The organism is Streptomyces sp. NPDC005791 (assembly GCF_042871485.1).
Classification (GTDB): domain Bacteria; phylum Actinomycetota; class Actinomycetes; order Streptomycetales; family Streptomycetaceae; genus Streptomyces.
This window is the reverse complement of the sequence record NZ_JBIAIP010000002.1, coordinates 347,585-373,989: the sequence shown is the minus strand read 5'-3', so window position 1 is coordinate 373,989 and position 26,405 is coordinate 347,585. Positions and strand designations below refer to the sequence as shown.

The window sequence follows — 26,405 nt, the reverse complement described above, 5'->3', positions numbered from 1 at the left end:
CTGAGCCGAAAGTCTATGGCGGTCCCGGCCGGTCCCCCACGCTGCTCCCATGCCGATCGACACCACCACTCCGGCGGGTACACCCCCCGAAGAGCCCGCCGCGGAGGCGCTGTCCCCGGCCCTGCCCCCGGGACGCACCACCTCGCCCGACCCGGGTTCCGTTCCGGGGGCAGACCCCGCAGCGGGGGGATACGGCGCCGTCCTCGCCGTACGGGAGTTCCGTGCCGTCTTCGCCGCTCACCTGCTCTCGCTCCTCGGCGTCGTCATCAGCGAGCTGGCGCTCACGGTGCTCGTCTACGACCTCACCGGGTCGCCCCTGCTCTCCGCCCTCACCTTCGCCCTCGGCTTCCTCCCGTACATCGTCGGCGGCACGCTCTTCGCCGGGGTCGCCGACCGCTACCCCGCCCGCCGGGTCCTGGTCGTCTGCGACCTCGTCTGCGCCGGCTGCGCCGCCGTGATGGTGCTTCCTGGCACCCCCGTCGGCGGGCTCCTCGTGCTGCGCTGCCTGGTGGCCGCGGTGGCACCCGTCTTCACCGGGACACGGACAGCGGCCCTCGCCGACATCCTCGGTGAGGGCGACCTCTACGTCCTCGGACGCTCGCTGCTGCGCCTCGTCTCGCAGAGCGCCGTGCTCGTCGGCTTCGGCGTGGGCGGGGTGCTGCTGACCGCGGTGTCCCCGCGCGGTGCGGTCGCGATCACCGTGTGCACGTTCCTCTGCTCGGCCGTCCTGCTCCGCCTGGGCACCCGTGACCGGCCGGCCCGCACGGGCGGGGACGTCGGCGGCGCGCTGCTGAAGGAGTCGCTCGCCGGCGCCCGCGCCGTCCTCGGAGACCGGCGGATGCGCGGACTGCTGCTCCTCTTCTGGGTGCCGGCCTTCTTCGTGGTGGCCCCGGAGGCCCTCGCGGCGCCGTACGCGGACGCGATCGGCGCCGGCCCCGCCGCCCTGGGGTTGGTGATGTGCGCCATGGCCGTCGGCCACATCGGAGCCGAGCTGTACGTGGGTACCGCTCTCGGTCCGCGGGCCCGCTCCCGTATCGTGCTGCCGGTCGCCGCGCTCGGTCTGCTGCCCCTGGTGCTCTACGCGTTCCACCCGGGTACGGCCCTGGTCGTGTGCGCACTCGTGCTGGCCGGGGCCGGGGCGGCGTACGTCGTCGGGCTCGACCAGTGGTTCGTGGAGGCGGTCCCCGAGCAGTTGCGGGGCCGGGCCATGACCCTTCTCACCGCCGGCCTGATGACGGCCCAGGGCCTCGGTATGGCCCTCGCGGGACTGGCCGCGGAGTTCTTCCCGGTGCACCAGGTGGTCGCCGGCTCGGGCGCGGTCGGCACCGTCTGCACCCTCCTGCTGGTCGCGGAGGTGCGTAGAACGCGTGTCCGGTACCGAAAGGCGAGACGGGGCTGACCGTCAAGTGACCAGTGGGTAAGGTCGTGCCGTGCCGAAGCCGCTCAGCCTCCCCTTCGATCCCATCGCCCGCGCCGAAGAACTCTGGCAGCGACGCTGGGGGCCGGTGCCCTCCATGGGTGCGATCACCTCGATCATGCGTGCGCAGCAGATCCTGCTGGCCGAGGTGGACGCGGTGGTCAAACCGTACGGGCTGACCTTCGCCCGCTACGAGGCGCTGGTCCTGCTCACGTTCTCCCAGGCCGGTGAGCTGCCGATGTCCAAGATCGGTGAGCGCCTGATGGTGCACCCCACCTCCGTGACGAACACGGTGGACCGGCTGGTGCGCTCGGGACTGGTCGACAAGCGTCCCAACCCCAACGACGGCCGCGGCACCCTGGCCTCCATCACGGACAAGGGCCGGGAGGTCGTCGAGGCGGCCAGTCAGGACCTGATGGCGATGGACTTCGGGCTCGGCGCGTACGACGACGAGGAGTGCGCCGAGATCTTCGCGATGCTCCGGCCGCTACGGGTGGCCGCCCAGGACTTCGAGGACAAGTAGCCACGAGGCCGGGGTGCCGCACGACCGGCCCGGCCGCCCGGTTACGCTCGATGTCATGAAACGCAGCGTGCTGACCCGCTATCGGGTGATGGCCTACGTCACCGCCGTCATGTTGATGATCCTGTGCGTGTGCATGGTCTTCAAGTACGGATTCGACACCGGCGAGAGCCTGACCTTCGCGGTCTCGCAGCTCCACGGCGTCCTGTTCATCATCTACCTGATCTTCGCCTTCGACCTCGGCTCCAAGGCCAAGTGGCCGATCGGCAAGCTGCTCTGGGTGCTGATCTCCGGCACGATCCCGACGGCCGCGTTCTTCGTCGAGCGCAAGGTCGTCCGGGAGGTGGAGCCGCTGATCACCGACGGCTCCGCCCAGGCCGTGAAGGTCTGATCCGAAGGCCCTGACCGCCCCGCGCGATGCGCCGGGCGGTTTGCCATCGACAGTTACTAGGACGTCCTAGTAAATTTGTCCCATGGACGCTCACGAGATCGAGGAAGGCCGCCGTCGCTGGCAGGCCCGTTACGACAAGGCCCGCAAGCGCGACGCGGACTTCACCACGCTCTCCGGAGACCCGGTGGAGCCCGTGTACGGGCCCCGTCCCGGCGACACGTACGAGGGCTTCGAGCGGATCGGCTGGCCCGGCGAGTACCCCTTCACCCGAGGGCTCCACGCCACCGGTTACCGGGGCCGGACCTGGACCATCCGCCAGTTCGCCGGCTTCGGCAACGCCGAGCAGACCAACGAGCGGTACCGGTCCATCCTGGCCAACGGCGGCGGCGGACTCAGTGTCGCCTTCGACATGCCGACCCTGATGGGCCGCGACTCCGACGACCCCCGCGCACTCGGTGAGGTCGGCCACTGCGGCGTCGCCATCGACTCCGCCGCCGACATGGAGGTCCTGTTCCGGGACATCCCGCTCGGTGACGTCACCACCTCGATGACGATCAGCGGACCCGCCGTCCCCGTCTTCTGCATGTACCTCGTCGCCGCCGAGCGCCAGGGTGTCGACCCGGGCGTGCTCAACGGCACGCTCCAGACCGACATCTTCAAGGAGTACATCGCGCAGAAGGAGTGGCTCTTCCAGCCCGAGCCCCATCTGCGCCTGATCGGTGACCTGATGGAGCACTGCACGCGCGACATCCCCGCCTACAAGCCGCTCTCGGTCTCCGGCTACCACATCCGCGAGGCCGGGGCCACGGCGGCGCAGGAGCTCGCCTACACCCTCGCCGACGGTTTCGGATACGTGGAGCTGGGCCTCTCGCGCGGTCTGGACGTCGACACCTTCGCCCCCGGGCTCTCCTTCTTCTTCGACGCGCACCTCGACTTCTTCGAGGAGATCGCCAAATTCCGCGCAGCCCGCCGGATCTGGGCCCGCTGGATGAAGGACACCTACGGCGCGAGGACCGACAAGGCGCAGTGGCTCCGCTTCCACACCCAGACGGCCGGTGTCTCGCTCACCGCCCAGCAGCCGTACAACAACGTCGTACGCACCGCGGTGGAGGCGCTGTCCGCCGTCCTCGGCGGCACCAACTCCCTGCACACCAACGCCCTGGACGAGACGCTCGCCCTCCCGTCCGAGCAGGCCGCCGAAATCGCGCTGCGCACCCAGCAGGTGCTCATGGAGGAGACCGGCGTCACCAACGTCGCCGACCCGCTCGGCGGATCGTGGTACGTCGAGCAGCTCACCGACCGCATCGAGGCCGACGCCGAGAAGATCTTCGAGCAGATCAAGGAGCGTGGCACCCGCGCGCACCCGGACGGCAGGCACCCCATCGGGCCGATGACCTCCGGAATCCTGCGAGGCATCGAGGACGGCTGGTTCACCGGCGAGACCGCTGAATCCGCCTTCCGCTACCAGCAGTCGCTGGAGAAGGGCGAGAAGCGGGTCGTCGGCGTCAACGTCCACCACGGGTCCGTCACCGGGGACCTGGAGATCCTCCGGGTCAGCCACGAGGTCGAGCGTGAACAGGTGCGCGAGCTCGCCGTGCGCAAGGAGGGCCGTGAGGACGCGAGGGTCCGGAGCGCGCTGGACGCGATGCTGGCCGCCGCGCGGGACGGCTCGAACATGATCGGCCCGATGCTGGAGGCCGTACGGGCGGAGGCGACCCTCGGCGAGATCTGCGGGGTGCTGCGCGACGAGTGGGGCGTCTACACGGAGCCGCCCGGCTTCTGACCGGCGGCCGTCAGTCCTGTGGCGGTGAGGCCGTTCCCAGCCCGGAGAGCAGCAGCAGGGTGAAGCGCCGGGCCCAGTCGGTGTCGACGGGCTCGGCGCTCACCAGGGTCCGGTGCACCACGGCGCCGGCGATCACGTCGAAGATCAGGTCCGCCGTGCGGGCCGCCACCACCGCGTCCGGCTCGGTGGGCAGTTCGCCTCGCTGCTGGGCGCGCTCCCGCCCCTGCAGCACGAGGTGCTTCTGCCGGGTCACGATCGAAGCGCGTATGCGATCGCGCAGCGCCTCGTCCCGTGTCGACTCGGCGACCACGGCCATCAGCGCCGTCTTGGTCTCCGGTCGCTCCAGCAGGGCCGCGAACTGGAGGACCACGGCCTGCACATCGGCTGCGAGGCTGCCGAGGTCGGGCAGCTCCAGCTCGTCGAAGAGGACCGCGACCGCGTCCACCACCAGCTCGTTCTTGCCCGCCCAGCGGCGGTAGAGCGTCGTCTTGGCGACCCCCGCCCGCGTCGCCACATCGCCCATCGTCAGCTTCGACCAGCCGAGGTCGACCAGCGACGCACGGGTCGCCTCAAGGATCGCGGCATCGGCCTCGGCGCTGCGAGGACGTCCGGAACGGATGGGTCCGGTTGGGCTGCGGCTCAGCATGCGGCGACCATACCGGCCGGTAAGTACTACTGACCGGCCCGGGAGCCCGTGAGACAGATCACCGGGGGCTCTTGCCCCGCAGGGGGGCTGGGCAGTTACGCTACGGGGCGTAGCGTAAGGGCGGACGGCTCGTCCGTCGTCGCGCGACGACCGATCGACAGCCACAGGAACCGGGTGGGGACCCGATTCCGAGCACGGGGTTTTTCAGGGCCCCGGGACCGTTTCCGTCCGCCTCCGCGCACACCGGCGTGGCTGTGGGCGGAAGCGGTTCACGGATCGCTTTCCGGAACAGTGGGCGCAGGGGGGAGGATGTACGTATGCAGCCTAGGAACATGTCCATGAGCGGTGTCGTCGACCTCGCCGCCGTCAAGGCGGCCGGCGACGCCAAGGCGAAGGCGGAGCAGGCCCGCGCGGAGTCCGCTCGGCAGGGGGGTACCGGTGCCGTGGCACCCGCCTCCCTGGTGATCGACGTCGACGAGGCGGGCTTCGAGACCGACGTCCTCCAGCGCTCCACCGAAGTCCCCGTCGTCATCGACTTCTGGGCCGAGTGGTGTGAGCCGTGCAAGCAGCTCGGCCCGCTCCTGGAGCGCCTCGCCGCCGAGTACAACGGCCGCTTCGTGCTGGCCAAGGTCGATGTCGACGCCAACCAGATGCTGATGCAGCAGTTCGGGATCCAGGGCATCCCGGCGGTCTTCGCGGTGGTGGCCGGGCAGGCCCTCCCGCTCTTCCAGGGCGCGGCCCCGGAGAGTCAGATCCGCCAGACGCTGGACCAGCTGATCCAGGTCGGCGAGGAGCGTTTCGGTCTCACCGGGATCACCGTCGCCCCGGACGCCGGAGCCGAGGAGGGCGAGCCCGCCGAGGTGCCCGCCGGGCCGTACGACGCACAGCTGGAAGCCGCCGCGCAGGCGCTGGACGCCAACGACTTCGACGGCGCGGTGCAGGCGTACAGGAGTGTGCTGGCCGACGACCCGGTCAACACCGAGGCGAAGCTGGGCCTCGCCCAGGCCGAGCTGCTGGGCCGTGTCGCGGGCCTGGACCCGCAGCAGGTCCGCAAGGAGGCCGCGGAGAACCCGGCCGAGCCGGCGGCGCAGATGGCTGCTGCCGACCTGGACCTCGTGGGTGGCCATGTGGAGGACGCGTTCGGCCGGCTCGTCGAGACGGTCCGCCGTAATTTCGGTGACGACCGTGACGCCGTCCGGGTCCGGCTCCTGGAGCTCTTCGAGGTGATCGGCCCCGACGACCCCCGGGTCAGCGCGGCCCGTACCGCCCTGGCGCGCGTCTTGTTCTGATGTGACAACACGGCCGTGGGACCCTCCGGGCCCCACGGCCGTTTTCGCGGGCGAACGACAATGAACACGTTTGCTTTACCAAAACTTGATAAACAAACGTACTGTTACTCGCAGTAAATCGCCGCTACGGGTCTGTCCGGGTTCGGGCCGCAATCCCGTCATTTCCGCGTCCCCTCGGTGCCACCGTGTGTGGCCGGACGGTGCCCCCCTGTCGCATCCCGGTCATCGGGTCGTTACCAGTCAGTAACGACCCCCCTTGTGTCACAGCCGCGAATGCACCACGATCGGCCACGCTCGGTCCAATACCCGCGGGCCCGACGGCCAGTCGGCGCAGGTGGGTCTGTTGGTTCCCCACCGGGTGGTCGGCGGCAGTGGCGCCGATCGCGGACAGGGGGGTTCCTGCCCCGGCAGGGCCTGTCCGAACCGGCTGCGCAGACGCGCGGCCAGTGGTTGTCGCTCGGGGGTGATCGCCGGTGATTCGGATGCGGTACGCGCCTCCGGTCCGGGCGCTCTCCTTCCCGAGGACGTAGCACTTCTCCCATCCCAGGACGGGCACGATGCCCGCACCGGAGATGTACGTCCGAGAAGGAGGAAATATATGAGTTCGCAGGTTCGCGGTGGTACCAGATGGAAGCGTTTCGCTCTGGTCATGGTGCCGAGCGTCGTCGCGACCGCAGCGGTCGGCGTCGGGCTCGCGCAGGGTGCGCTCGCCGCGTCGTTCAGCGTCTCCGGCCAGAGCTTCAAGGTCCGCACCGACAAGCTCGTCGGTGAGGACTTCGTCCAGTACGGGAACGTCGCTTCAGGGGCGGGCAAGCACCACCCGGTGGCCGTGTCGGGCTTCAGCAGTGCGACGATCACCAACATGTGCCAGTCGGTGGTCACGCCGAACCTGCCCTTCGACCTCGGCAGCGTCACGCTGAGGCTGGAGGCCGGTACCGACCCGGAGAAGCCGGTCAGGGCGACCAACCTGTACCTGGACGTCGCTCAGCTCGACGCGGACGCGGCGTTCAAGAACATCGACATCGGTGTCGCGGCCGGTGACCTCGGTGCCACCGGCATCCAGCCGGGCACCCAGGCCAACAAGAACGGCTTCGCGCAGCGTGCGGAGGAAGCGGTCCTGACCGATGTGGAGCAGGTGGCGTGGGCGACCACGGCCGGCACCTTCGAGCTCAGCAACCTGAAGCTGCGGCTGCACAGCGGTACCGACGAGCAGTGCTTCTGAGGCACCTGACCGGGTGGCCGGAGTGCTCCCTGAGGGCCTCCGGCTGCCCACCCCCTCTCTTCTCACAGCAGTACCGGTTCCAGGGAGCTGTTTTCCATGAGCCCCGAGTCCACAGGGCAGAACGAGCACTACCTCACCGTCCACCGGCGGGGATTCCGCACCTGGCGGGGTAACCGGCCGTTCTGGGCGGGCCTGTTCACCATCCTGGGTGGCCTACCCATCGCGTACTTCCCGTACGCGAACATGCATCTCGGCAACATGACGATCGCGATGTCCACGACTGCCGGAGCCGGGTCGCTGATCATCGGGGTCCTGCTCGTCACGCTGGGTCTCACGATGTGGTTCCACCACATCGTGCGGGTGTTCGCAGGGGTCGCCGCGATCCTGCTCGCGCTCATCTCCATACCCGTCGCCAACATAGGCGGCTTCGTCATCGGCTTCCTGTTCGCGCTTCTCGGCGGGGCCCTCTCCATCTCATGGGCTCCGGGCGAGGCGGAGGACGCTCCGGAACCCGAGGGCCCGCATGTGGCCCGGACCGAGGTTCCGCAACGCGGTCAGGGTGCCGACGCCACGGCTGAGGCCCCCCGGAGGCCGCCGCTGTTCGAGGTGGCGGCGGAGGCCGACGGCAGGAGGCATCGTGCGGGGTGACGACAGCCGGACGAACGACTTCGGGCCGGAGAGCCTTCCGGAACGAAGAGGGCCCCGCCACGCGGCGCCCAGGAAGTCACTCCTGACGAAGCTGCACCTGCCCGCGGGCAGGAAGGCGTTCGCGCTCGCGGCGATGCCGACGGCCGTCTTCGTGGGGATGGGGTTCACCCCCAAGCTGGCCATGGCCGACGACAGCTCGGACATCCCGTTCGCGCCCGGGCCCTGTGTGACCCGCTCCGACGAACCGTCGGAGTCGCAGGAGCCCGAGGCGGAGCCGACCCCGAGCGCCACACGGTCCGACGATGCCGGCAAGGACGACGCCGGCGCGAAGGACGAGGGCAAGGGCGACGCCGGCCCGAAGGACGACGACGGCAAGGACGACGGGGCCGCGACGCCGGGCCCCTCCGCGAGTGCGAGTGCGTCCGACGAGGACACACCCGAGGAAACCGCCGGGGGCAAGGCCGACACCTCGGCCACTCCCTCGCCCACCGAGTCGAAGAACCCCCTCGACCCACTGGGTGTCGGTGACGCGCTCAAGGACGTCTTCGACGGACCGGACAAGGAGACGGCCGCGCCGTCCCCCAGCGCCACCGCCGAGAGCCCGGAGCCGTCGGAGAGCGCCTCCGCCACGAAGCCGGTGGAGGAGGCGACGGATGCGGCGAAGGACACGGTCGGCAAGACCACCGACGCCATCCGTGAGGCGGCCGAGAAGGCGGGCAAGGACGTCGAGGAGCTCGACGACGACGTCAAGGGCCTCGACCCCGTGAAGGACGAGGACATCCCGGACGGCGCCAAGGAGCGCTTCCCCTGCCCGACCGCCGACCCCGAGGCGCTCGCCGCGGCCGAACTGGAGCAGGGTGTCCCGCTGCTCCCGGACGCGCCGTGGACGCTGGAGAGCTCGAAGCTCACGCTCAACGGGCTGGACTACGCGGGCATCGTCGAGGTGAAGACGTACAGCGGCGACGTCAAGAAGGTCCTGAAGTTCACAGCCGGCTCCATCGACATCAGGGACCTGCACCAGCTGACGAAGGGCCCGGCCGGAACGACCGGGCACGTCAAGGCGCGCAGCGGCTCCACGTCGACAATCCGTGACGGCGAGGTGACGATGTACACGGAGAAGCTCGAGGGCAACCTCTTCGGGCTCATCCCGATCACCTTCAGCCCGGAGACCCCTCCGCCGCTGAACGTCCCCTTCGCCTTCTTCACCGACGTGACGGTGATCCAGGCCGGCCAGTTCGGGGGCACGCTCACGGTGCCGGGCCTGTCGAACTACTTCACCGGCGGCAACAGCTAGCCAGGGCCTTCCGTCCGGGTCAGGCCGGACGTGAGGTGCGTGCCAGGCCCCACCCGATCCGTTCGGGAGCCGCACAGCACCGCGGGCCGTCCCCTCACCGAGGGGGCGGCCCGCAGCCATGTCGTAGCGGAGTACCGGTCACCGTGTGGGCGCTACGCCTCCACGAGGTACTCGATGTCGCCCACGACGTACTTCCCGTACCGGAACGCTCTCCCCAGCTCCTCCAGTCGCGTGTATCGCTCTCTCGACAGGCGCAGGTAATGCGGGGACAGCGCGTCACTCCTGATGGGCAGGGCACGCAGCAGCAGCCGGAAGGCGAGATCCGGCGTGCAGCGATCGACGCACCCGACGAGTGCCCGGACCACATCCCGGTCGAGCACGCCGTCGAACTCCTCGACGGCGGCCCGGACCCGGCCGACCAGCTCCCGCCCCTCGTATCGGTCCGCCTCGGACAGCGTCACGCGGTCCGGACGGCGGGCGAGCCAGGCATCGCACAGATCGATCAACTGCCACATCCACGTGGCACCGTCCGTGAGTCGGCCGCGGTGGAAGAAACGCTCGCCGCCCTCCACGCACCCTTCCCATAGCACGGTGACGTGGTCGGCCGGGAGCGCGTCGTGGAGGAGGCGGGCGTCACGGCGCACCAGCAGTACGGCTTCCGGCTCCAGCTCCTCCACGAACTGACCGGCCACGGCCTCCGCTTCCGTGGAGGCGTCCAGCGTCCAGTCCTGGTGGAAGAAGCTCATGACCCAGGGGACACCGAACGTGAACTCCGTGGACCGGTCCATCGGCGATCTCCTCCCTTACACCGGGTACCCGGTGTAGACGTAGAACCCGCCGGGCTTGTGCCCCGGCGCCCGCTTGAGCACGATGACGAACTGGTTGCCGGTGCGGGTGACCGTCCTGCCGTCGGGATGGGCCACGAAACCGAGCGAGTTGTCCTTGCCGCCCATCGTGCCCCTCAGCGTCTTCTGCTGCTGGCTGCCCCGCATCCACTTGGCGATCTCGGCGGCCTTCGCTGCCAGGATCTGGTCGACGACCGCCTGCGCCGTTCCCACGTTGTCGAACACGCTGATCTTCTCGCCGTCGGCCTGGGCCCGCGTGAGGGCGGTGGCCTCGGACGTCGTGTGCTTGCTGAGAATGTGCGCCTGCCCGGCGAACTTCTGCGCGTCGGCCACGAGGTTGCTGCAGTTGTGGACCAGGACGGGTGAGTCACCCGCCAGCACGAAGAAGGTGTGCAGGTTGTCGACGGTCAGGTCGTGGACCGTCCGGTCCGCCGGGGCGGCCCGTTCCCTGAGGGCGGCCACGGCCCGTACCTCGCCGTCCTCCGTCCGCAGCCGGTCGCCCACCGTCAGGTCGGCCACCACGGTCCAGCCCTCGCCGACGACGAAGAAACGGTGTCCCACCGTGCTGGAGACCTGGCCGCCGTCGGCCAGCACGACGTCCACCAGACGGTCGGTGTCGTGCCGGTAGGTGCTGAGCACCTGCTCGGGGCGGAGTTCGCCGGTGACGGGATCGGCGGCCAGCACCCGGTCCGTCCGGCCCACCTCACTGATCGCCCTGCTGGTGCCGTCGGCCATCAGCACCCGGGTCTCCCTGGGGAAGCTGTTGATCGTGCACGCGGTGCGCAGATCCTCGTACGCGTTCACCGACCGCTGGACGTCGGCGAGCGTCGCGGGGTCGATGTCCAGCGTTCTGAGCGCCTTGAAAGCGTCCGCGACGCCGATGCCCGTCTGCATGGCGGCGTCCAGAGCCCGGATTCCCTCGACGACCTTCTCGATCGCCTTCCCCGGCACGAAGTTGGACGCGGCCCACGCACACCCGCTGACACTGCCGTGCCAGCAGTCGACGAAGTCCCCGACCAGGATCTCCTTGAGCACCTGGTAGACGATCGTCTGCTGGATGACGTCCAGCTTGCTGAAGTAGCTCGTCACCTCCTTCGTCTGGTTCGGGAAGGTCTTGGTCTCCAGGAAGACCGTCTCCTCCTGCGGGCACCCCGACCGGGTGGCCGGGACGCTCGGGTCGGTGCACACGTAGAAATCGAGCGTGGCGTCGAAGTGGACGGTGAACGTCACCTCGCAGCCCTCGAACCCGATCTTGATCTCGCAGGGGTTCTGCTGATCGGCCTTCGTCACCTTGATGTCGTCGACGACGTAGAACGTTCCCCCGATCCCCGTGCCGGCGCCGGTGGACACCTGCTGGTTGGCCTCCTTGCGTTCGGCCGACTCGGCGGCCTCCTGCGCGGACTCCGCGTATTTCTGGGCGTCCTTGGCGGCTTCCTCGGCGGCGGTGGCCGCCGTATCGGCACGCTCGGCGGCCGCGCGCGCTGCTTCCGCCGCCTCTTCCGCCGCTGCTGCGGCGTCGCGTGCCGCCTGGGCGTCGAGAGCGGCTTGGTCCGCGGAGCTGCGGGCTTCGACGGCGTACCCTTCGGCCCGTCCGGCGGCCCTGTCAGCGGCGTCGGCGTCCGCGGTGGCCTGGCGGCCGTACTCGATCGTCCGGGCCAGGGACGCCGCGGCCTTCGATGCGGCCGTGGCGGCGGCTGCCGCGTAGCCGAGCGCCTCCTTGGAGTATCCGCGGGCGTCCGCCGCGTGGCCGGCGGCGTTCGCCGCGTGCTGGTAGGCGGCCTTGGCGTCGCCCTGCGCCGTGTCGGCGATGACCTTGGCGCTCGCAGCCTCCTGTGCGGCGTTCTCGGCATGGGCTTCCGCGACGGCCTTCTGCTGCTCGGCGATCGTCTTCGACGCCTGGCCGGTCAGGACCACCAGCCCGGCGGCCGAGTCCCTGGTGACGTAGGGCGAGCCGAGCTGGATGGCGTCGTTCGCGGGGGCGGCGACCTGGGCGGCGGCGTTGCCGGCGTCCACGGCGGTCTGTGCGGTGACGTACGCATGGCCGGCGGCTTTCACCGACGCCGCTACGGCCTTGAGCCACTCCTGCTGTGCCACGTCGGCGTGGGACTTGGCGGTCTTGGCCTGTGCCTCGGCCTCGTCGGCCAGTTCGACCGCCGTCTTCGCCTCCGAGGCGGCGTGCTGGGAGGCCGCGATCGCGTCGGCCGCCGCGCTGGTCGCGGTCTTCACCGCCGCGTCGGCCCTCAGCTTCGCCGCCTGGGCGGCGTCCGCGTCGGAGCGCGCACGCTCGGCGGCCGCCTCGGCACGGGTGGCCGCGGCGTCCGCATCCGCGGCTGCCTGGGTCGCGGCGTCGGCCTCCGAACGGGCGGCCGCGGCCGCCGTCTCGGCGGTGTCGGCGTGCCGGGCCGCGGCGTCGGCCGCCGCCCGGGACTCCTGGGCGTTGCTGTCCGACTCGTGTGCCTCGGCGAACGCGTTCTTCGCGTAGGCCTTGGCGCGTGCGGCGTCCGCCTCCTGCTCGGCGTCCCACGCGTCGTCCCGTAGGTTCCTGGCGTTGTCACGGGCCGTCTCGGCGGCCTTCTGCTTCGTGACGGCGGTGCCCTCGGCCGCTTCCGCGTTCTCCTGCGCGGTCTTCGCCTTCGATGCCTGGGCTTGGGCGTTCTGCTTGTGCTGGGCCGCCTCGACCTGTTTGGCGGCCGCTGTCTCCTTCTCCGCCTTGGCCGTCAGCTCCTCGGCCTCTGCCGAGAGCCGCTTGGCGTGGGCCTCGGCCGCGGCCGTCTTGGCATCACCCTCGGCCTTCAGGGCCTCGGCGAGCTTCGCCTCCGCCGTCTCCTTGTCCTTTTTGGCATTGTCGCGGTGGACCTTGGCCGCGTCCGCGGCCGCCTTCGCCTGCAACTCCGCGGCGTACGCCGCCTGCTTGCGGAACTCGGCCTTCGACTGGGCGGCCTGAGCCAGCGCCCGCTGCGCGATCGTCGCGCTGTCACCGGCGGCGGCGCGGGTCGCTGCCTCGGCGGTCTCACCCGCCTTCACCATGGCGGTGAGAGCGGCGGCGGCGCCTTGGGTCACCTGGGCCTTTTGCAGGCCGACCAGCAGACCGCGGCCACGCGGCGCGCCGTTGGCATCCGCCACGGCATAGGCGGCCTGCTCGGCGGCGGCACTGGTCGTGCCGGCCTTCGCCGCCGCTGCGGCCTGCGTCCTGAGGACGGCGAGCTGCGCCTTCGCGGAGGCCTGGGCGGCGGCGATCCCCTTCTTCGCCTTGTCGAACTGAGCCGTCGGCGGAAGGGTGCCGTTGTGCGCGGACACCTTGACGGTGAACTTCTGCGCGCTGGTGGTGTTGCACGTGTACGTGAGCGCGTCCTGGCCGTTCGTGAACGACGGCAGGTTCAGGCACTTGCCCGTCCCGACGCTCTGCAGGGCTGTGGTGGCCCGGACGTTGTACTCCCAGGTCTGCGCCGGGGAGCTGTTGCACGTCCAGAGCTGGATCTTCGTACCGTTCGCCGTGTTGTTGGACGACACGTCGACGCACTTCTGGGAGTTCACGTTGCGCAGATGCAGACCGGCGTCGTCACCCGAGACCTCCCACATCTGCGCCGCGGAGTTGTTGCACGTGTACATCTGGACGGCGGTGCCGTTGGTCTTTGCGCCGCCGGCGGCCTCCAGGCACTTGCCCGACGCCCCGGGGACCTGGATCACCGTCGGTGAGCTGCCGATCCAGCCGACGCCGCCGGAGGACCAGTAGTCCTGCCAACGGGTGAGGTGGTCGGCGACCCATGAGTGGCCCAGCATCTGGCCCAGTGCCTCGGACCCGGCCGCGAGCGCCTTGGTGGCGTCCTTGTTGGCGTTCAGGATCTGGTCGCGCTGCGTGGCCTGAGAGGCGATCTCCTGCTGCCACTCGGTGGCCGCGGTGGCAGAGATGCCGCCCAGCGCCTTGTTCGGGTCGATCGGGTCACGCCACGCGCACGCGGCGAACCGGGACTTCAGGTCCTCGACCGCGATGCGGTGCTCCGGGGTGCCCGGGTCGGGGGCGGTACGCGCGAACCCGCCGGAGGCGAGGAAGAGGCCGGCGTTGTCCGCGCCGGCGGGCTCCAGGGGCCAGTCCGTCAGGTGCTCGAAGGCATCGCGCTCGGCGAGCGCGCGGTTCCACTCGTCCGAGGGAAGGCCGGGGTCGGGGTCCTTCCCGTACAGCGGGGTGCCCAGGTCCTTGACGGCCTGGAGTGTCGCGTCGTCCGCCAGGGGAGTGGGGTCCTCGTAGAAGTCGCTCTCGTCCTTCCAGAAGCGATCGGCGATCCAGGTGGTCAGGCCGGTCTGCTCGTGGAAGTCCTTCTGGCCGTCGTTGCTGGTGCCCGGCGGCCACTGGAAAGCCGCCTGGGTGAAGCCGGCCGGTGTTTCGAGACCGGAGACAGGGGCCTTCCAGCCTTCGTGAAGCGCGTCGAGGGCGTCCAGTTCGGCGCTCGCGGCCTCTCTGTCCTTGGTGTAGGCCGTCGCGAGGGGGGTGTCCTCCCAGTGGTCCCGGTTCGCCAGGACACGGAGCTGTTCGGGCGTCTTGCCGAGACCGTCCTGCGCGGTCTGGGCCATGGTCGACCCGCCGAGCCGCAGGACGTCACTCATCAGGCACTGGTCCTGCCGCAACTGCTCGGCGGCGGTGTCCTCGTACCAGTCGTAGGACGCACCGACCGGTTCCGTGGCCGGGTCGGCGAACCGGTCGGCCAGGTCCGGGCGGATTCCGAGCGCGGTCAGGAGGGCTACGGCGAGCAGGGGCGGGACGATGCGGGCGGACCGCACGGACCGTCGGGGCGCCGGTCTGGGCGACCCTGGTGATATGGCAGGCAACTGCGCATCCTCTGCATGAAGGGCGGACGCGACCGGGAGGCGACCGCCGGTCGGCTCGGAGATGCCGTGGGGCGGGCCGTCCGGCCCGCCCCACGGCATCAGGAGCGGCGGTGTCCGGCCGGAATGAGAGACGCGGATTGCCGATGTTGCTGCATCGCGACATGACTTCCCCCCGGCGTCACTGTGCCCCCGGTCGCGTGAACGACGTTGCACGATCGCGGACAAGAGAGAGATCCGGTCAGGCGCAGCGTCACTTTAGATAGAAGTCGACTCTTCTGGGTGCAGGAAAAGATGATTGGGGTACACCGGTTGGCGTGAATTGGTCTGTTGCGACACAACCGAGTGACGTACCGGCCTGCGCAGGTGGCCGTCGACGGCAAGGGGCTCTCTGTGTGGGAGCTGTGAGGGTCTGATGGTCAGGGACAGATCAAGCTGACTGAAAAAAGCACCTGAGGTGAACAGGGGGAGAGCCAGGGGCCCTCGCCTGCGGTACCCGGACCGGCAGAGCCCGCGGCGGCCGTTCCGGCCGCCGCGCCGATGGCGCCGCACGACGACGGCCCGCGTTCCGGTACGTACCGGAACGCGGGCCGTCGTCGTGCGGCGGGGAGCGTCAGGCGCGCTCGCCGCTCAGGTGGTGGACCCGGACCATGTTGGTGGTGCCGGGGACACCGGGGGGCGAGCCGGCCGTGATGACCATCGTGTCGCCGTCGCTGTAGCGGTTCAGCTTCAGCAGCTCGGCGTCCACCAGGTCGACCATGGCGTCCGTGTTGTCCACGTGCGGAACGACGTAGGACTCGACGCCCCAGCTCAGCGCCAGCTGGTTGCGCGTGGCCTCCTCCGTGGTGAAGGCCAGGATCGGCTGCGCGGCGCGGTAGCGGGAGAGGCGGCGTGCCGTGTCACCGGACTTGGTGAACGCGACCAGCGCCTTGCCGTCCAGGAAGTCCGCGATCTCGGCAGCCGCGCGGGCGACCGAACCACCCTGCGTACGCGGCTTCTTGCCCGGTACCAGCGGCTGGAGCCCCTTGGACAGGAGCTCCTCCTCGGCGGCGACGACGATCTTCGCCATCGTCTTGACCGTCTCGATCGGGTACGCGCCGACGGACGACTCCGCCGACAGCATGACGGCGTCCGCACCGTCCAGGATCGCGTTGGCGACGTCGGACGCCTCGGCGCGCGTCGGCCGCGAGTTGGTGATCATCGACTCCATCATCTGGGTCGCCACGATCACCGGCTTGGCGTTGCGGCGGCACAGCTCGATGAGGCGCTTCTGCACCATCGGGACCTTCTCGAGCGGATACTCGACGGCGAGGTCACCGCGGGCGACCATCACCCCGTCGAAGGCGGCGACGACGCCCTCCATGTGCTCGACGGCCTGCGGCTTCTCGACCTTGGCGATGACGGGGACCCGGCGGCCCTCCTCGTCCATCACCTTGTGCACGTCCTTGACGTCCTCGGCGTCCCGGACGAAGGACAGCGCGACCAGGTCGCATCCCATCCGCAGGGCGAACCGCAGGTCCTCGACGTCCTTCTCGGACAGCGCGGGGACGTTCACCGCCGCACCGGGAAGGTTGATCCCCTTGTGGTCGGAGATGACACCGCCCTCGATGACGATGGAGGTGACCCGGGGGCCGTCGACCGAGACGACCTTCAGCTCGACGTTGCCGTCGTTGATCAGGATCGGGTCACCCTTGGTGACGTCGCCGGGCAGCCCCTTGTAGGTGGTGCCGCAGATCGACCTGTCGCCGGGCACGTCCTCGGAGGTGATGACGAACTCGTCCCCGCGGACCAGCTCGACGGGACCCTCGGCGAACTTCCCGAGACGGATCTTGGGGCCCTGGAGGTCGGCGAGCACGCCGACCGCGCGGCCGGTCTCGGCGGCGGCCTTGCGGACCCGGTCGTAACGGCCTTGGTGCTCCTCGTGGGTACCGTGACTGAAGTTGAAACGGGCCACGCTCATGCCGGCCTCGATCAGAGCGACGAGCTGCTCATGGGAGTCGACGGCGGGACCGAGGGTGCAGACGATTTTGGAACGGCGCATGAGGCGGATCCTATCGGTTTGTTTCACTGCGGAATATTCCGTCTGGTGGAAGATACAAAGGGGCGCGGGCCCGCTCAGTTGTCGACCAGGGCGAAGGTCTGACCGGCGATCTCCAGCTCCTCGTCGGTAGGGACGACGGCGACCGCCACCCGCGCGTCATCGGGCGAGATCAGCCGCGGTTCGCCGGACCGTACGGCGTTGCGGTCCGCGTCCACGGCCAGGCCGAAACCTTCCAGTCCCGCGAGCGCAGCCTCCCGCACCGGTGCCGAGTTCTCCCCGACCCCCGCCGTGAACACCACCGCGTCCACCCGGCCGAGGACCGCCGAATAGGCGCCGATGTACTTCTTCAGCCGGTGGATGTAGATGTCGAACGCGAGCGTGGCGCGCTCGTCGCCCTCGTCCACGCGGCGCCGGATCTCCCGCATGTCGTTGTCGCCGCAGAGACCGACCAGACCGCTCCGCTTGTTCAGCAGGACGTCGATCTCGTCCGCCGACATCCCCGCCACCCGCTTCAGGTGGAAGGTGACGGCCGGGTCGATGTCCCCCGAACGCGTCCCCATGACCAGCCCCTCCAGGGGGGTCAGTCCCATGGACGTCTCCACGCACCGCCCGCCCGCCACGGCCGAGGCCGAGGCGCCGTTGCCCAGGTGCAGCACGATCACGTTCACGTCGGCCACCGGCCGGCCCAGCAGCTCGGCCGTCCTGCGCGACACGTACGCGTGCGAGGTGCCGTGGAAGCCGTAACGTCGGATGCGGTGCGCGTCGGCGGTCTCGACGTCGATCGCGTACCGCGCCGCGTACTCCGGCATCGTCGTGTGGAACGCCGTGTCGAAGACCGCGACCTGCGGCAGGTCCGGCCGCAGCGCCTGCGCCGTACGGATCCCGGTGATGTTCGCCGGATTGTGCAGCGGGGCCACCGGGACGAGCCGCTCGATCTCCTTCAGCACCTCGTCGGTGATCACGGTGGGCTCGCTGAACTTCAGCCCGCCGTGCACCACGCGGTGGCCGATCGCCACCAGCTCGGGGGAGTCCAGGCCGAGCCCGTCGGCCGCCAGCTCCTCGGCCGCGGCCTTCAGCGCCTGCTCGTGGTCGGCGATCCTGCCGGTGCGCTCGCGGGGCTCCCCGCTCCTCAGCGGTGTGTGCACCAGCCGGGAGTCCGCCTCGCCGATCCGCTCGACCAGGCCGGTCGCCAGCCGGGCGCCGTCGCGCATGTCCAGGAGCTGGTACTTCACCGAGGAGGAACCCGAGTTGAGCACCAGCACCCGGCTGGCCCGGTCGCCGGTGGTGTGCGTGGCAGTCATCCGGTCTGCTCCTCGTCCTGCGCCTGGATCGCCGTGATGGCGACGGTCGTCACGATGTCCTGCACCAGCGCGCCGCGCGAGAGGTCGTTGACCGGCTTGCGCAGCCCCTGCATGACCGGGCCGACCGCGACGGCTCCCGCCGAGCGCTGGACGGCCTTGTAGGTGTTGTTGCCCGTGTTGAGGTCCGGGAAGACCAGTACCGTCGCCTGGCCCGCCACCTCCGACGCCGGCAGCTTGGTCGCGGCGACGGACGGATCGACCGCCGCGTCGTACTGGATCGGCCCCTCGATCCTCAGGTCCGGTCGTGAGGCGCGTACCCGCTCGGTGGCCTCCCGCACCTTGTCGACGTCGGCCCCGGTGCCGGAGGTGCCCGTCGAGTAAGAAAGCATCGCGATCCGCGGGTCCACACCGAAGCGGGACGCGGTGACCGCCGACTGCACCGCGATGTCCGCGAGCTGCTCGGCGTCCGGATCAGGGTTGACCGCGCAGTCGCCGTAGACCAGGACCTTGTCCGCGAGGCACATGAAGAACACCGAGGAGACGATCGAGGCGTCCGGCTTGGTCTTGATGATCTCGAACGCCGGGCGGATCGTGGCGGCCGTGGAGTGCACCGAACCGGAGACCATGCCGTCGGCCAGGCCCTCCTGGACCATCAGCGTGCCGAAGTAGTTGACGTCCGAGACGACGTCGTACGCCAGTTCCACCGTCACCCCGCGGTGCGCGCGCAGCTCGGCGTACCGCTCGGCGAAGCTCTGACGCAGCTCGGAGGTCTGCGGGTCGACGAGCTGCGTCTCCCCGAGGTCGATGCCCAGGTCGGCGGCCTTCTTGCGGATGGCGTCGGTGTCCCCGAGAAGGGTCAGGTCGCAGACGTCGCGGCGGAGCAGCACGTCGGCGGCGCGCAGGACGCGCTCCTCGGTGCCTTCGGGGAGGACGACCCGGCGCCGGTTCGAGCGGGCCTGTTCCAGCAGCTCGTGCTCGAACATCATGGGGGTGACCCGGCCGCTGCGGGCCACCGAGATGCGCTCCAGCAGGGCGCCGGTGTCCACATGGCGCTCGAAGAGGCCGAGGGCGGTCTCTGCCTTGCGGGGTGTCGCCGCGTTCAACTTGCCTTCCAGGGCGAAGAGTTCGCCCGCCGTGGGGAAGGAGCCGCCGGTCACCGCGATGACCGGGGTGCCCGGTGCGAGGCGGGCCGCCAGCCGGAGTATCTCCTCGCCGGGGCGCTCGTCGAGGGTGAGCAGGACGCCCGCGATGGGCGGAGTGCCGGCGCTGTGCGCGGCGAGCGAACCGACGACCAGATCCGCGCGGTCGCCGGGGGTGACGACCATGCAGCCCGGGGTCAGCGCCTTCAGGAGGTTGGGCAGCATCGCGCCGCCGAACACGAAGTCCAGGGCGTCCCTGGCCAGGCCCGAGTCGTCGCCCAGCAGAACCGTTCCGCCCAGGGCCGTGGTGATCTGGGCGACGGTGGGCGAGGAGAGTGCGGGATCGTCCGGCAGGACGGAACACGGGACCGGGAGCTGCGCCTTCAGCCGGTCGGCGATGTCCTCGCGGTCCCCGGACGCCACCCGGTTCACGATCATCGCCAGGACGTCGCAGCCGAGACCGGCGTACGCCCGGTAGGCGTTGCGCGTCTCGGCCCGTACGGACTCGGCGTCCTGGTCCTTGCCGCCGACCACCGCGATCACCGAGGCGCCGAACTCGTTGGCGAGCCGCGCGTTCAGGGCGAGCTCGTCGGGGAGCTGGGTGGCGGCGAAGTCGCTGCCGAGCACCAGCACCACCTCGTAGTCGCGGGCCACCCGGTGGAACCGTTCGACGAGCAGGGAGACCAGCTCGTCCGTACCCTTCTCCGCCTGGACGGCGGAGGCCTGCTGGTAGTCCAGTCCGAAGACCGTCTCCGGGCTCTGCGAGAGCCGGTAGCGGGCCCGCAGCAGTTCGAACAGCCGGTCGGGCCCGTCGTGGATCAGCGGCCGGAAGACACCGACCCGGTCCACCTGACGCGTCAGTAGTTCCATGACTCCCAGATCGACGACCTGCCGGCCGTCTCCCCGGTCGATCCCGGTCACGTACACGCTGCGCGCCACGCGTGCTCTCCTGTCCTGTTCGGCTGGCATCGTCCCTTCGACGATACCTACCGGGGCAGGTGAGTCGCCCGCCGAGCACGACGCCTCGGGCGGCCCGCTTCCGGCACCGTCCTCCGCGCCGCTTGCGGCCTCGCCGCCCCTGCCGACGAGGCCGGAAGCGCGGGGGCCCGGCCCGGCGTGGGACAATCGTCGTGGCTCACGGTACGGGGGTTTCACGACGGGTCCCCGGAATGCATGGCACTAGCGAGCAGGAGACAGAGCAGGATGCGCATCGGAATTCTCACCGCAGGCGGCGACTGCCCAGGCCTGAACGCTGTGATCCGTTCGGTCGTGCACCGCGCCGTGGTGGGTCACGGTGACGAGGTCATCGGCTTCGAGGACGGCTTCAAGGGGCTCCTCGACGGCCACTTCCGGCCTCTCGACCTGAACGCCGTCAGCGGCATCCTGGCCCGCGGCGGCACGATCCTCGGCTCGGCCCGCCTGGAGCGCGACCGTCTGCGCGAGGCCGCCGAGAACTGCGCGGAACTGTCCCACCGTTACGGCATCGACGCGCTGATCCCGATCGGCGGCGAGGGCACGCTCACCGCGGCCCGCATGCTGTCCGACGCCGGAATGCCCGTCGTGGGCGTCCCGAAGACCATCGACAACGACATCTCCGCCACCGACCGCACCTTCGGCTTCGACACCGCCGTGGGCGTCGCGACCGAGGCCATAGACCGTCTCAAGACGACCGCCGAGTCGCACCAGCGGGTCATGGTCGTCGAGGTCATGGGCCGCCACGCGGGCTGGATCGCGCTGGAGTCCGGCATGGCCGGGGGCGCACACGGCATCTGCCTGCCGGAGCGGCCCTTCCAGGTCGACGACCTGGTCAAGATGGTCGAGGAACGCTTCGCGCGCGGCAAGAAGTTCGCCGTCATCTGTGTCGCCGAAGGGGCGCACCCGGCCGAGGGCTCCATGGCGTACGCCAAGGGCGAGATCGACCAGTTCGGTCACGAGCGCTTCCAGGGCATCGGCAACCGGCTGGCCGCCGAGCTGGAGAGGCGGCTCGGCAAGGAGGCCCGGCCGGTCATTCTCGGCCATGTACAGCGCGGCGGCACGCCGACCGCGTACGACCGGGTGCTCGCGACCCGGTTCGGGTGGAACGCCGTGGAGGCCGTGCACCGCGGCGACTTCGGCCGGATGACATCGCTGCGCGGGACCGAGATCGTGATGGCCCCGCTCGCGGACGCCGTGACCCGGCTCAAGACCGTTCCCGCCGACCGGATGTACGAGGCCGAGTCGGTCTTCTGAGGCCCGCACACGCACACGCGGCCCCTGCCGTCCTCGCGGACGGCGGGGGCCGCCGTCACTCCCGGGCTCAGATCCCGGCCGTCCGCCAGAACTCCTCGACCACCCGGTCCAGGAACTCCCGCCCCGGGTCATCCGTCGTCCCGGCCCGGTCCCGGGCCGTCGGGTTCCAGCTCAACGTCGATATCGTCAGCGCCTGGTAGTCGGCGTGCAGCTGCTCCAGCACGTTCTGGACCAGGACCCGGTCCAGCGGTACGAGTTTGTCCACCGGCTTCACGTACGCCTGCCAGCGGGTCGTGACCGCCCTGCTCAGCAGGTCCGCCAGCTCCTCGTTCCGGCCGGTCGCCGTCAGGAACTGCGCCGCCGACATGTCCAGCGCCCCGCAGAGCGCCACGGCCTGGCGTTCGTTGCCGCGCCAGCGGCCCGACTCCTCGGTCCGCTGGTACGCGGCGGCCGTCATCCCCAGCGTCCGCGCCAGGTCCTCCACCGCGATGTCCCGGGCCAGCCGGTGCTCGCGCAGGGTGCTCGCAGCGGTCAGGAGTTCGCCGGGCGCGCACCACAACACACCGGCGAGCGCCTTCAGTTCGCGCTCGCCGGGCAGTGCTGTACCGCGCTCCCAGGCCATCACGGTCTCAGCGGTGACGGTCAGTCCGTACTGGGCGCCGAGGCCGTACGCAACATGGCCGGGAGCCATTCCCAGCGCCTCGCGGAGGCGGCGCGCGGCGGGGGCGTTGAAGGGTGGTGTGGGGTGCACGGCCCCACCGTAGAAGCCTGGGAACGGCCTGGCTACAGCCTGTTCCTCACAGTTCACCCTTCGTACGATCCTCCTAGGGCGCCGGCTCCGGCGTGGCACTGATCCATCAGCGAGTTCCAGCCACCCAGTGGTAGTGCAACTCGGGCCGGCCGACCTGGCCGTAGCTCGGCCTCCGCACGGCCCGGCCGACCGTCACCAGGTGCTCCAGATAGCGGCGGGCGGTGATCCGGGAGATACCCAGCCCCTCACCGGCGCCCGCCGCGGTCACCCCGTCCGAAGCTTCCCGCAGAGCCCGGGTCACCGCCTCGAGCGTCGGCCCGCTCAGCCCCTTGGGCAGCGTGACCGGGTCCGAGACCCGCAACGCGCCCAGCGCCCGGTCCACCTCCTCCTGGCCGCTCGCCTCCCCGGCCGCCGCCCGGAACTCGGCGTACCGCACGAGCCGGTCCCGGAGCGTGGGATACGTGAACGGCTTCAGCACGTACTGCACGACACCGAGCGACACGCCCTCCCGCACCACGGCGAGATCACGCGCCGACGTCACCGCGATGACGTCCGCGCCGTGCCCGGCCGCACGCAGCGAGCGCAGCAGCTGCAGACCGTGCCCGTCGGGCAGGTAGAGGTCGAGCAGCAGCAGATCGATCTCCGTCCGGTCCAGCGCCCGTACGGCCTCCGCCCGCGAGTGGGCGACGGCGGCGACCTCGAAGCCCGGCACCCGGCCCACGTACAGCTGGTGGGCGTCCGCGGCCACCGGGTCGTCCTCCACGACCAGCACCCTGATCACGGCGCGACCACCTCCGGCCCCGCCGTGCGGGCGCCGAGCGGCAGCCGCACGGTGAACTCCGCGCCGCCGTCCGGCGCCCGGCCCAGCGTCACCGTCCCCCCGTTGCGGTGGGCCGCCTGCCGCACGAGCGCCAGGCCCAGGCCCCGGCCCGCGCCGTTCGTCGTCCAGCCGCGCCGGAACACCTCGTCCGCGTCGTCCGGGCCGATCCCGGCGCCGGTGTCCGCCACCCGCAGCAGCAACTCGCCGGCCTCCGCCCGCGCGGTCACGGTGACCGTCCGGAGAGGGGCCTGCGGCGCGGAGCGCTGCGCGGGCACGGGACCGGGGACGTCACCCGCAGACGTCTCCGACGCGGCGTCCACCGCGTTGTCGATCAGATTGCCGAGGATCGTCACCAGGTCACGCGGCGCCAGCGAGGGCGGCAGGGCCCCGTCGTCGATCAGGCTGTCCTCCGCGAGCACCAGCTCCACCCCGCGCTCGTTGGCCTGCGCCGCCTTGCCGAGCAGCAGGGCGGCGAGCACCGGCTCGGCCACCGCGTCCACCACACGGTCGGTGAGGACCTGCGCCAGCTCCAGCTCCGCCGTCGCGAACTCCACCGCCTCCTCGACCCGGCCCAGCTCGATCAGGGACACCACGGTGTGCAGCCGGTTCGCCGCCTCATGGGCCTGCGAGCGGAGCGCCTGGGTGAAGCCGCGCTCCGAGTCGAGCTCGCCCGACAGGGCCTGCAGCTCCGTGTGGTCCCGCAGCGTCACGACCGTGCCGCGCCGCTCACCGCCGACCACCGGGCTGGTGTTGACGACGATCACCCGGTCCACCGTCAGATGGACCTCGTCCACCCGGGGCCCGGACGCCAGCAGCGCCCCGGTCAGCGGCGCCGGCAGCTCCAGCTCGTCGACCCTGCGCCCGACCGCCCCCGGCGCCAGCCCCAGCAGCTCCCGGCCCGCGTCGTTGATCAGGGCGACCCTGCGCTGCCCGTCCAGCATGAGCAGCCCCTCGCGCACCGCGTGCAGCGTCGCCTCGTGGTACGTGTGCATCCGGCTCAGCTCCCGGGCGTTCATCCCGTGCGTGTGCCGCCGGAGCCTGGCGTTGATCACGTACGTCCCGAGCGCGCCGAGCGCCAGGGCGGCACCCGCCGCGGTCCCCAGGGCACCGAGCTGCTCACGTACCTGGGTGGACACCCGCTCGACGGTGATACCCGCACTGACCAGGCCGACGATCCGGTCGCCGTCGTGCACGGGCGTGACGACCCGTATCGAGGGGCCGAGCGTGCCGGCGTACGTCTCCTCGAAGGTCTCGCCGAGCAGCGCGCGGTCGGTGTGACCGATGAAGCTCCTGCCGATCTGGGAGCGGTCGGGGTGGGTCCAGCGGACCCCCTGCGGATTCATGATCGTGACGAAGGCGATCCCGGTGTCCTCGCGGACCTGCTCGGCGTACGGCTGGAGTACGGCGGACGGGTCCGGGGTACGGATGGCCTCCCGCACGGACGGCGATCCGGCCATGGCGAGGGCGGCGGCCCGCACCTGGCGGGCCGCGGTCTCCTCCGCCCGGTCCCGGCCGGAGGCGTACGCGAAGAAGGCGCACCCCGCCACGACCGCGGCCACGAGCAGGGCCTGCATCGCGAACAGCTGGCCGGCCAGGCTGCGGGGGAGGGTTCGGGGCAGGCGCATGGCATCCAGTCTGCCTGGCGGGGGCACGCGGCCCAAGGTGGCTCGAAACCATCTGTGAACGATATGAACGCAAGGGTGACGACCGTCACAGGGAACGTGAATAGTCGCCGGGGCCCCCAGGGACGGGGAGCAGCCGCAAACCCGAGGAGACCCCCGTGGCAGAGAAAGCCGCACGACGGGACCGCACCCACTATCTCTACATCGCCGTGATCGCCGCCGTGGTGCTCGGCATCACCGTCGGCCTGGTGGTTCCCGACTTCGCCGTGGAGCTCAAGCCGATCGGCACCGGCTTCGTCAATCTCATCAAGATGATGATCTCGCCGATCATCTTCTGCACGATCGTGCTGGGGGTCGGCTCCGTACGCAAGGCCGCCAAGGTCGGTGCCGTCGGCGGCCTGGCCCTCGGCTACTTCCTGGTGATGTCGACCGTCGCCCTGGCCATCGGCCTGGTCGTCGGCAACCTCCTGGAGCCCGGATCCAGCCTCCACCTCACCGAGGCGGCCCGCGCCGCGGGTGAGAAGCAGGCCTCGGGGGCCAGCGAGTCCACCGTGGACTTCCTGCTCGGCATCATCCCCACCACCATGGTCTCGGCCTTCACCGAGGGCGAGGTCCTGCAGACCCTGCTGATCGCCCTGCTGGCGGGCTTCGCGCTCCAGGCCATGGGCTCGGCCGGCGAGCCGGTCCTGCGCGGCATCGGCCACATCCAGCGCCTCGTCTTCCGCATCCTGGCCATGATCATGTGGGCGGCCCCGGTCGGCGCGTTCGGCGCGATGGCGGCGGTGGTCGGCGAGACCGGAGTGGACGCGCTGAAGTCCCTCGCGATCATCATGATCGGCTTCTACGTCACCTGCGCGCTCTTCGTCTTCCTGATCCTGGGCACGATCCTGCGCCTGGTGGCCGGGGTCAACATCTTCACCCTGCTGAAGTACCTGGGCCGTGAGTTCCTGCTGATCCTCTCCACCTCCTCGTCCGAGTCGGCCCTGCCGCGGCTGATCGCGAAGATGGAGCACATGGGCGTCAGCAAGCCCGTCGTCGGCATCACGGTGCCGACCGGCTACTCCTTCAACCTCGACGGCACCGCGATCTACCTCACGATGGCCTCGCTCTTCATCGCCAACGCGACGGGTGACCCGCTGACCATCGGTGAGCAGATCTCGCTGCTGATCTTCATGGTGATCGCCTCGAAGGGCGCGGCGGGCGTCACCGGCGCCGGTCTGGCCACCCTCGCGGGCGGCCTCCAGTCGCACCGCCCCGAACTGGTCGACGGCGTCGGCCTGATCGTCGGCATCGACCGCTTCATGAGCGAGGCCCGCGCCCTGACGAACTTCGCGGGCAACGCGGTCGCCACGGTGCTGGTCGGCACGTGGACCAAGGAGATCGACCGGGAGCGCGTGGACCAGGTCCTCTCCGGTGCGATCCCGTTCGACGAGCAGACGATGACGGACGACGTCCACGGCGCGGAGCCGCACGTCCCGGCCTCGCGGGACGACGACGCCGACGCCGACTCCGCCGACAAGCCGTCACTGGCGAAGGCGTAAGCAGGCGGCGTAGGCAGGCCCGAGGACACGGGCAGGCGAGTGCGGCCGGTACGGGAGCGAGCCCCGTACCGGCCGCACTCGTGCC

Annotated in this window: 19 protein-coding genes; 10 read left to right on the top strand and 9 right to left on the bottom strand. The window is 70.6% G+C overall.

Translation table 11 applies throughout. The annotated features are described in order from the left end of the window. Positions 1-49 precede the first annotated feature (49 nt). The 4 genes from ACFYSH_RS05960 to ACFYSH_RS05945 all read left to right on the top strand — a co-directional run bounded on the left by ACFYSH_RS05960 (position 50) and on the right by ACFYSH_RS05945 (position 4,111). On the top strand, positions 50-1,399 hold the full coding sequence (locus ACFYSH_RS05960) for an MFS transporter (protein ID WP_359476737.1): 1,350 nt from the start codon (positions 50-52) through the stop codon (positions 1,397-1,399). 31 nt (positions 1,400-1,430) lie between these two features. Next, on the top strand, positions 1,431-1,940 hold the full coding sequence (locus ACFYSH_RS05955) for a MarR family transcriptional regulator (RefSeq protein WP_359476734.1): 510 nt from the start codon (positions 1,431-1,433) through the stop codon (positions 1,938-1,940). A gap of 55 nt (positions 1,941-1,995) precedes the next feature. Next, on the top strand, positions 1,996-2,328 hold the full coding sequence (locus ACFYSH_RS05950) for a DUF3817 domain-containing protein (protein ID WP_250288812.1): 333 nt from the start codon (positions 1,996-1,998) through the stop codon (positions 2,326-2,328). Positions 2,329-2,410: 82 nt separating this feature from the next. Next, entirely contained in the window at positions 2,411-4,111 is a 1,701-nt protein-coding gene (locus ACFYSH_RS05945; RefSeq protein WP_359476730.1) for a methylmalonyl-CoA mutase family protein, read from the top strand. A gap of 10 nt (positions 4,112-4,121) precedes the next feature. On the opposite strand, the gene ACFYSH_RS05940 is transcribed toward ACFYSH_RS05945, so the two are convergent. Then, positions 4,122-4,757, bottom strand: coding sequence for a TetR/AcrR family transcriptional regulator (locus ACFYSH_RS05940; protein WP_359476725.1), 636 nt, complete (start codon positions 4,755-4,757; stop codon positions 4,122-4,124). 317 nt (positions 4,758-5,074) lie between these two features. Here ACFYSH_RS05940 and ACFYSH_RS05935 point away from each other — a divergent pair, with 317 nt between their 5' ends. The 4 genes from ACFYSH_RS05935 (at position 5,075) to ACFYSH_RS05920 (ending at position 9,210) form a co-directional block, all read left to right on the top strand. Further along, entirely contained in the window at positions 5,075-6,046 is a 972-nt protein-coding gene (locus ACFYSH_RS05935) for a tetratricopeptide repeat protein (protein ID WP_359476722.1), read from the top strand. Between the two features lie 598 nt (positions 6,047-6,644). Next, positions 6,645-7,268: a DUF6230 family protein gene (locus tag ACFYSH_RS05930; RefSeq protein WP_359476719.1), complete on the top strand. Its 624-nt coding sequence runs from the start codon at positions 6,645-6,647 to the stop codon at positions 7,266-7,268. Between the two features lie 96 nt (positions 7,269-7,364). Then, positions 7,365-7,916, top strand: coding sequence for a DUF6114 domain-containing protein (locus ACFYSH_RS05925; protein ID WP_359476716.1), 552 nt, complete (start codon positions 7,365-7,367; stop codon positions 7,914-7,916). Beyond that, positions 7,906-9,210, top strand: coding sequence for a hypothetical protein (locus tag ACFYSH_RS05920; RefSeq protein ID WP_359476713.1), 1,305 nt, complete (start codon positions 7,906-7,908; stop codon positions 9,208-9,210). Before ACFYSH_RS05925 ends, ACFYSH_RS05920 begins: the two co-directional genes overlap by 11 nt. Before the next feature lie 152 nt (positions 9,211-9,362). Here ACFYSH_RS05920 and ACFYSH_RS05915 read toward each other — a convergent pair whose 3' ends face one another. From ACFYSH_RS05915 to pta, 5 genes are all read right to left on the bottom strand, one after another. Further along, positions 9,363-9,998 (bottom strand): hypothetical protein, encoded by a 636-nt coding sequence (locus ACFYSH_RS05915; RefSeq protein WP_359476710.1) that lies wholly within the window; start codon positions 9,996-9,998, stop codon positions 9,363-9,365. Positions 9,999-10,013: 15 nt separating this feature from the next. Further along, a complete protein-coding gene (locus ACFYSH_RS05910; RefSeq protein ID WP_388751266.1) occupies positions 10,014-14,657 on the bottom strand; it encodes an RICIN domain-containing protein in 4,644 nt (1,547 codons plus the stop codon). Positions 14,658-15,489: 832 nt separating this feature from the next. After that, positions 15,490-16,917, bottom strand: coding sequence for a pyruvate kinase (pyk, locus tag ACFYSH_RS05905; RefSeq protein ID WP_359467825.1), 1,428 nt, complete (start codon positions 16,915-16,917; stop codon positions 15,490-15,492). A 74-nt stretch (positions 16,918-16,991) separates the two neighbouring features. Then, the gene (locus tag ACFYSH_RS05900) at positions 16,992-18,218 is read right to left on the bottom strand and encodes an acetate kinase (protein WP_388751083.1); all 1,227 of its coding nucleotides are present in this window, start codon (positions 18,216-18,218) and stop codon (positions 16,992-16,994) included. Beyond that, complete coding sequence (pta, locus tag ACFYSH_RS05895; RefSeq protein WP_388751081.1) at positions 18,215-20,296, bottom strand: phosphate acetyltransferase; 2,082 nt, start codon at positions 20,294-20,296, stop codon at positions 18,215-18,217. The genes ACFYSH_RS05900 and pta overlap by 4 nt, the downstream gene beginning before the upstream one ends. Positions 20,297-20,560: 264 nt before the next feature. Here pta and ACFYSH_RS05890 point away from each other — a divergent pair, with 264 nt between their 5' ends. After that, positions 20,561-21,586: an ATP-dependent 6-phosphofructokinase gene (locus ACFYSH_RS05890; protein ID WP_359467816.1), complete on the top strand. Its 1,026-nt coding sequence runs from the start codon at positions 20,561-20,563 to the stop codon at positions 21,584-21,586. Positions 21,587-21,653: 67 nt separating this feature from the next. Here the strand turns inward: ACFYSH_RS05890 and ACFYSH_RS05885 are convergent, their stop codons facing one another. The 3 genes from ACFYSH_RS05885 to ACFYSH_RS05875 all read right to left on the bottom strand — a co-directional run bounded on the left by ACFYSH_RS05885 (position 21,654) and on the right by ACFYSH_RS05875 (position 24,782). Next, positions 21,654-22,277 carry an XRE family transcriptional regulator gene (locus ACFYSH_RS05885; RefSeq protein WP_359467846.1) on the bottom strand — a complete coding sequence of 208 codons (624 nt, stop codon included), beginning with the start codon at positions 22,275-22,277 and terminating at the stop codon, positions 21,654-21,656. Positions 22,278-22,443: 166 nt separating this feature from the next. Further along, a complete protein-coding gene (locus ACFYSH_RS05880) occupies positions 22,444-23,118 on the bottom strand; it encodes a response regulator (RefSeq protein ID WP_359467813.1) in 675 nt (224 codons plus the stop codon). After that, on the bottom strand, positions 23,115-24,782 hold the full coding sequence (locus tag ACFYSH_RS05875) for an ATP-binding protein (RefSeq protein ID WP_388751078.1): 1,668 nt from the start codon (positions 24,780-24,782) through the stop codon (positions 23,115-23,117). The genes ACFYSH_RS05880 and ACFYSH_RS05875 overlap by 4 nt, the downstream gene beginning before the upstream one ends. 155 nt (positions 24,783-24,937) lie before the next feature. Here ACFYSH_RS05875 and ACFYSH_RS05870 point away from each other — a divergent pair, with 155 nt between their 5' ends. Then, positions 24,938-26,320 (top strand): cation:dicarboxylate symporter family transporter, encoded by a 1,383-nt coding sequence (locus ACFYSH_RS05870; protein WP_388751076.1) that lies wholly within the window; start codon positions 24,938-24,940, stop codon positions 26,318-26,320. Positions 26,321-26,405: the final 85 nt, after the last annotated feature.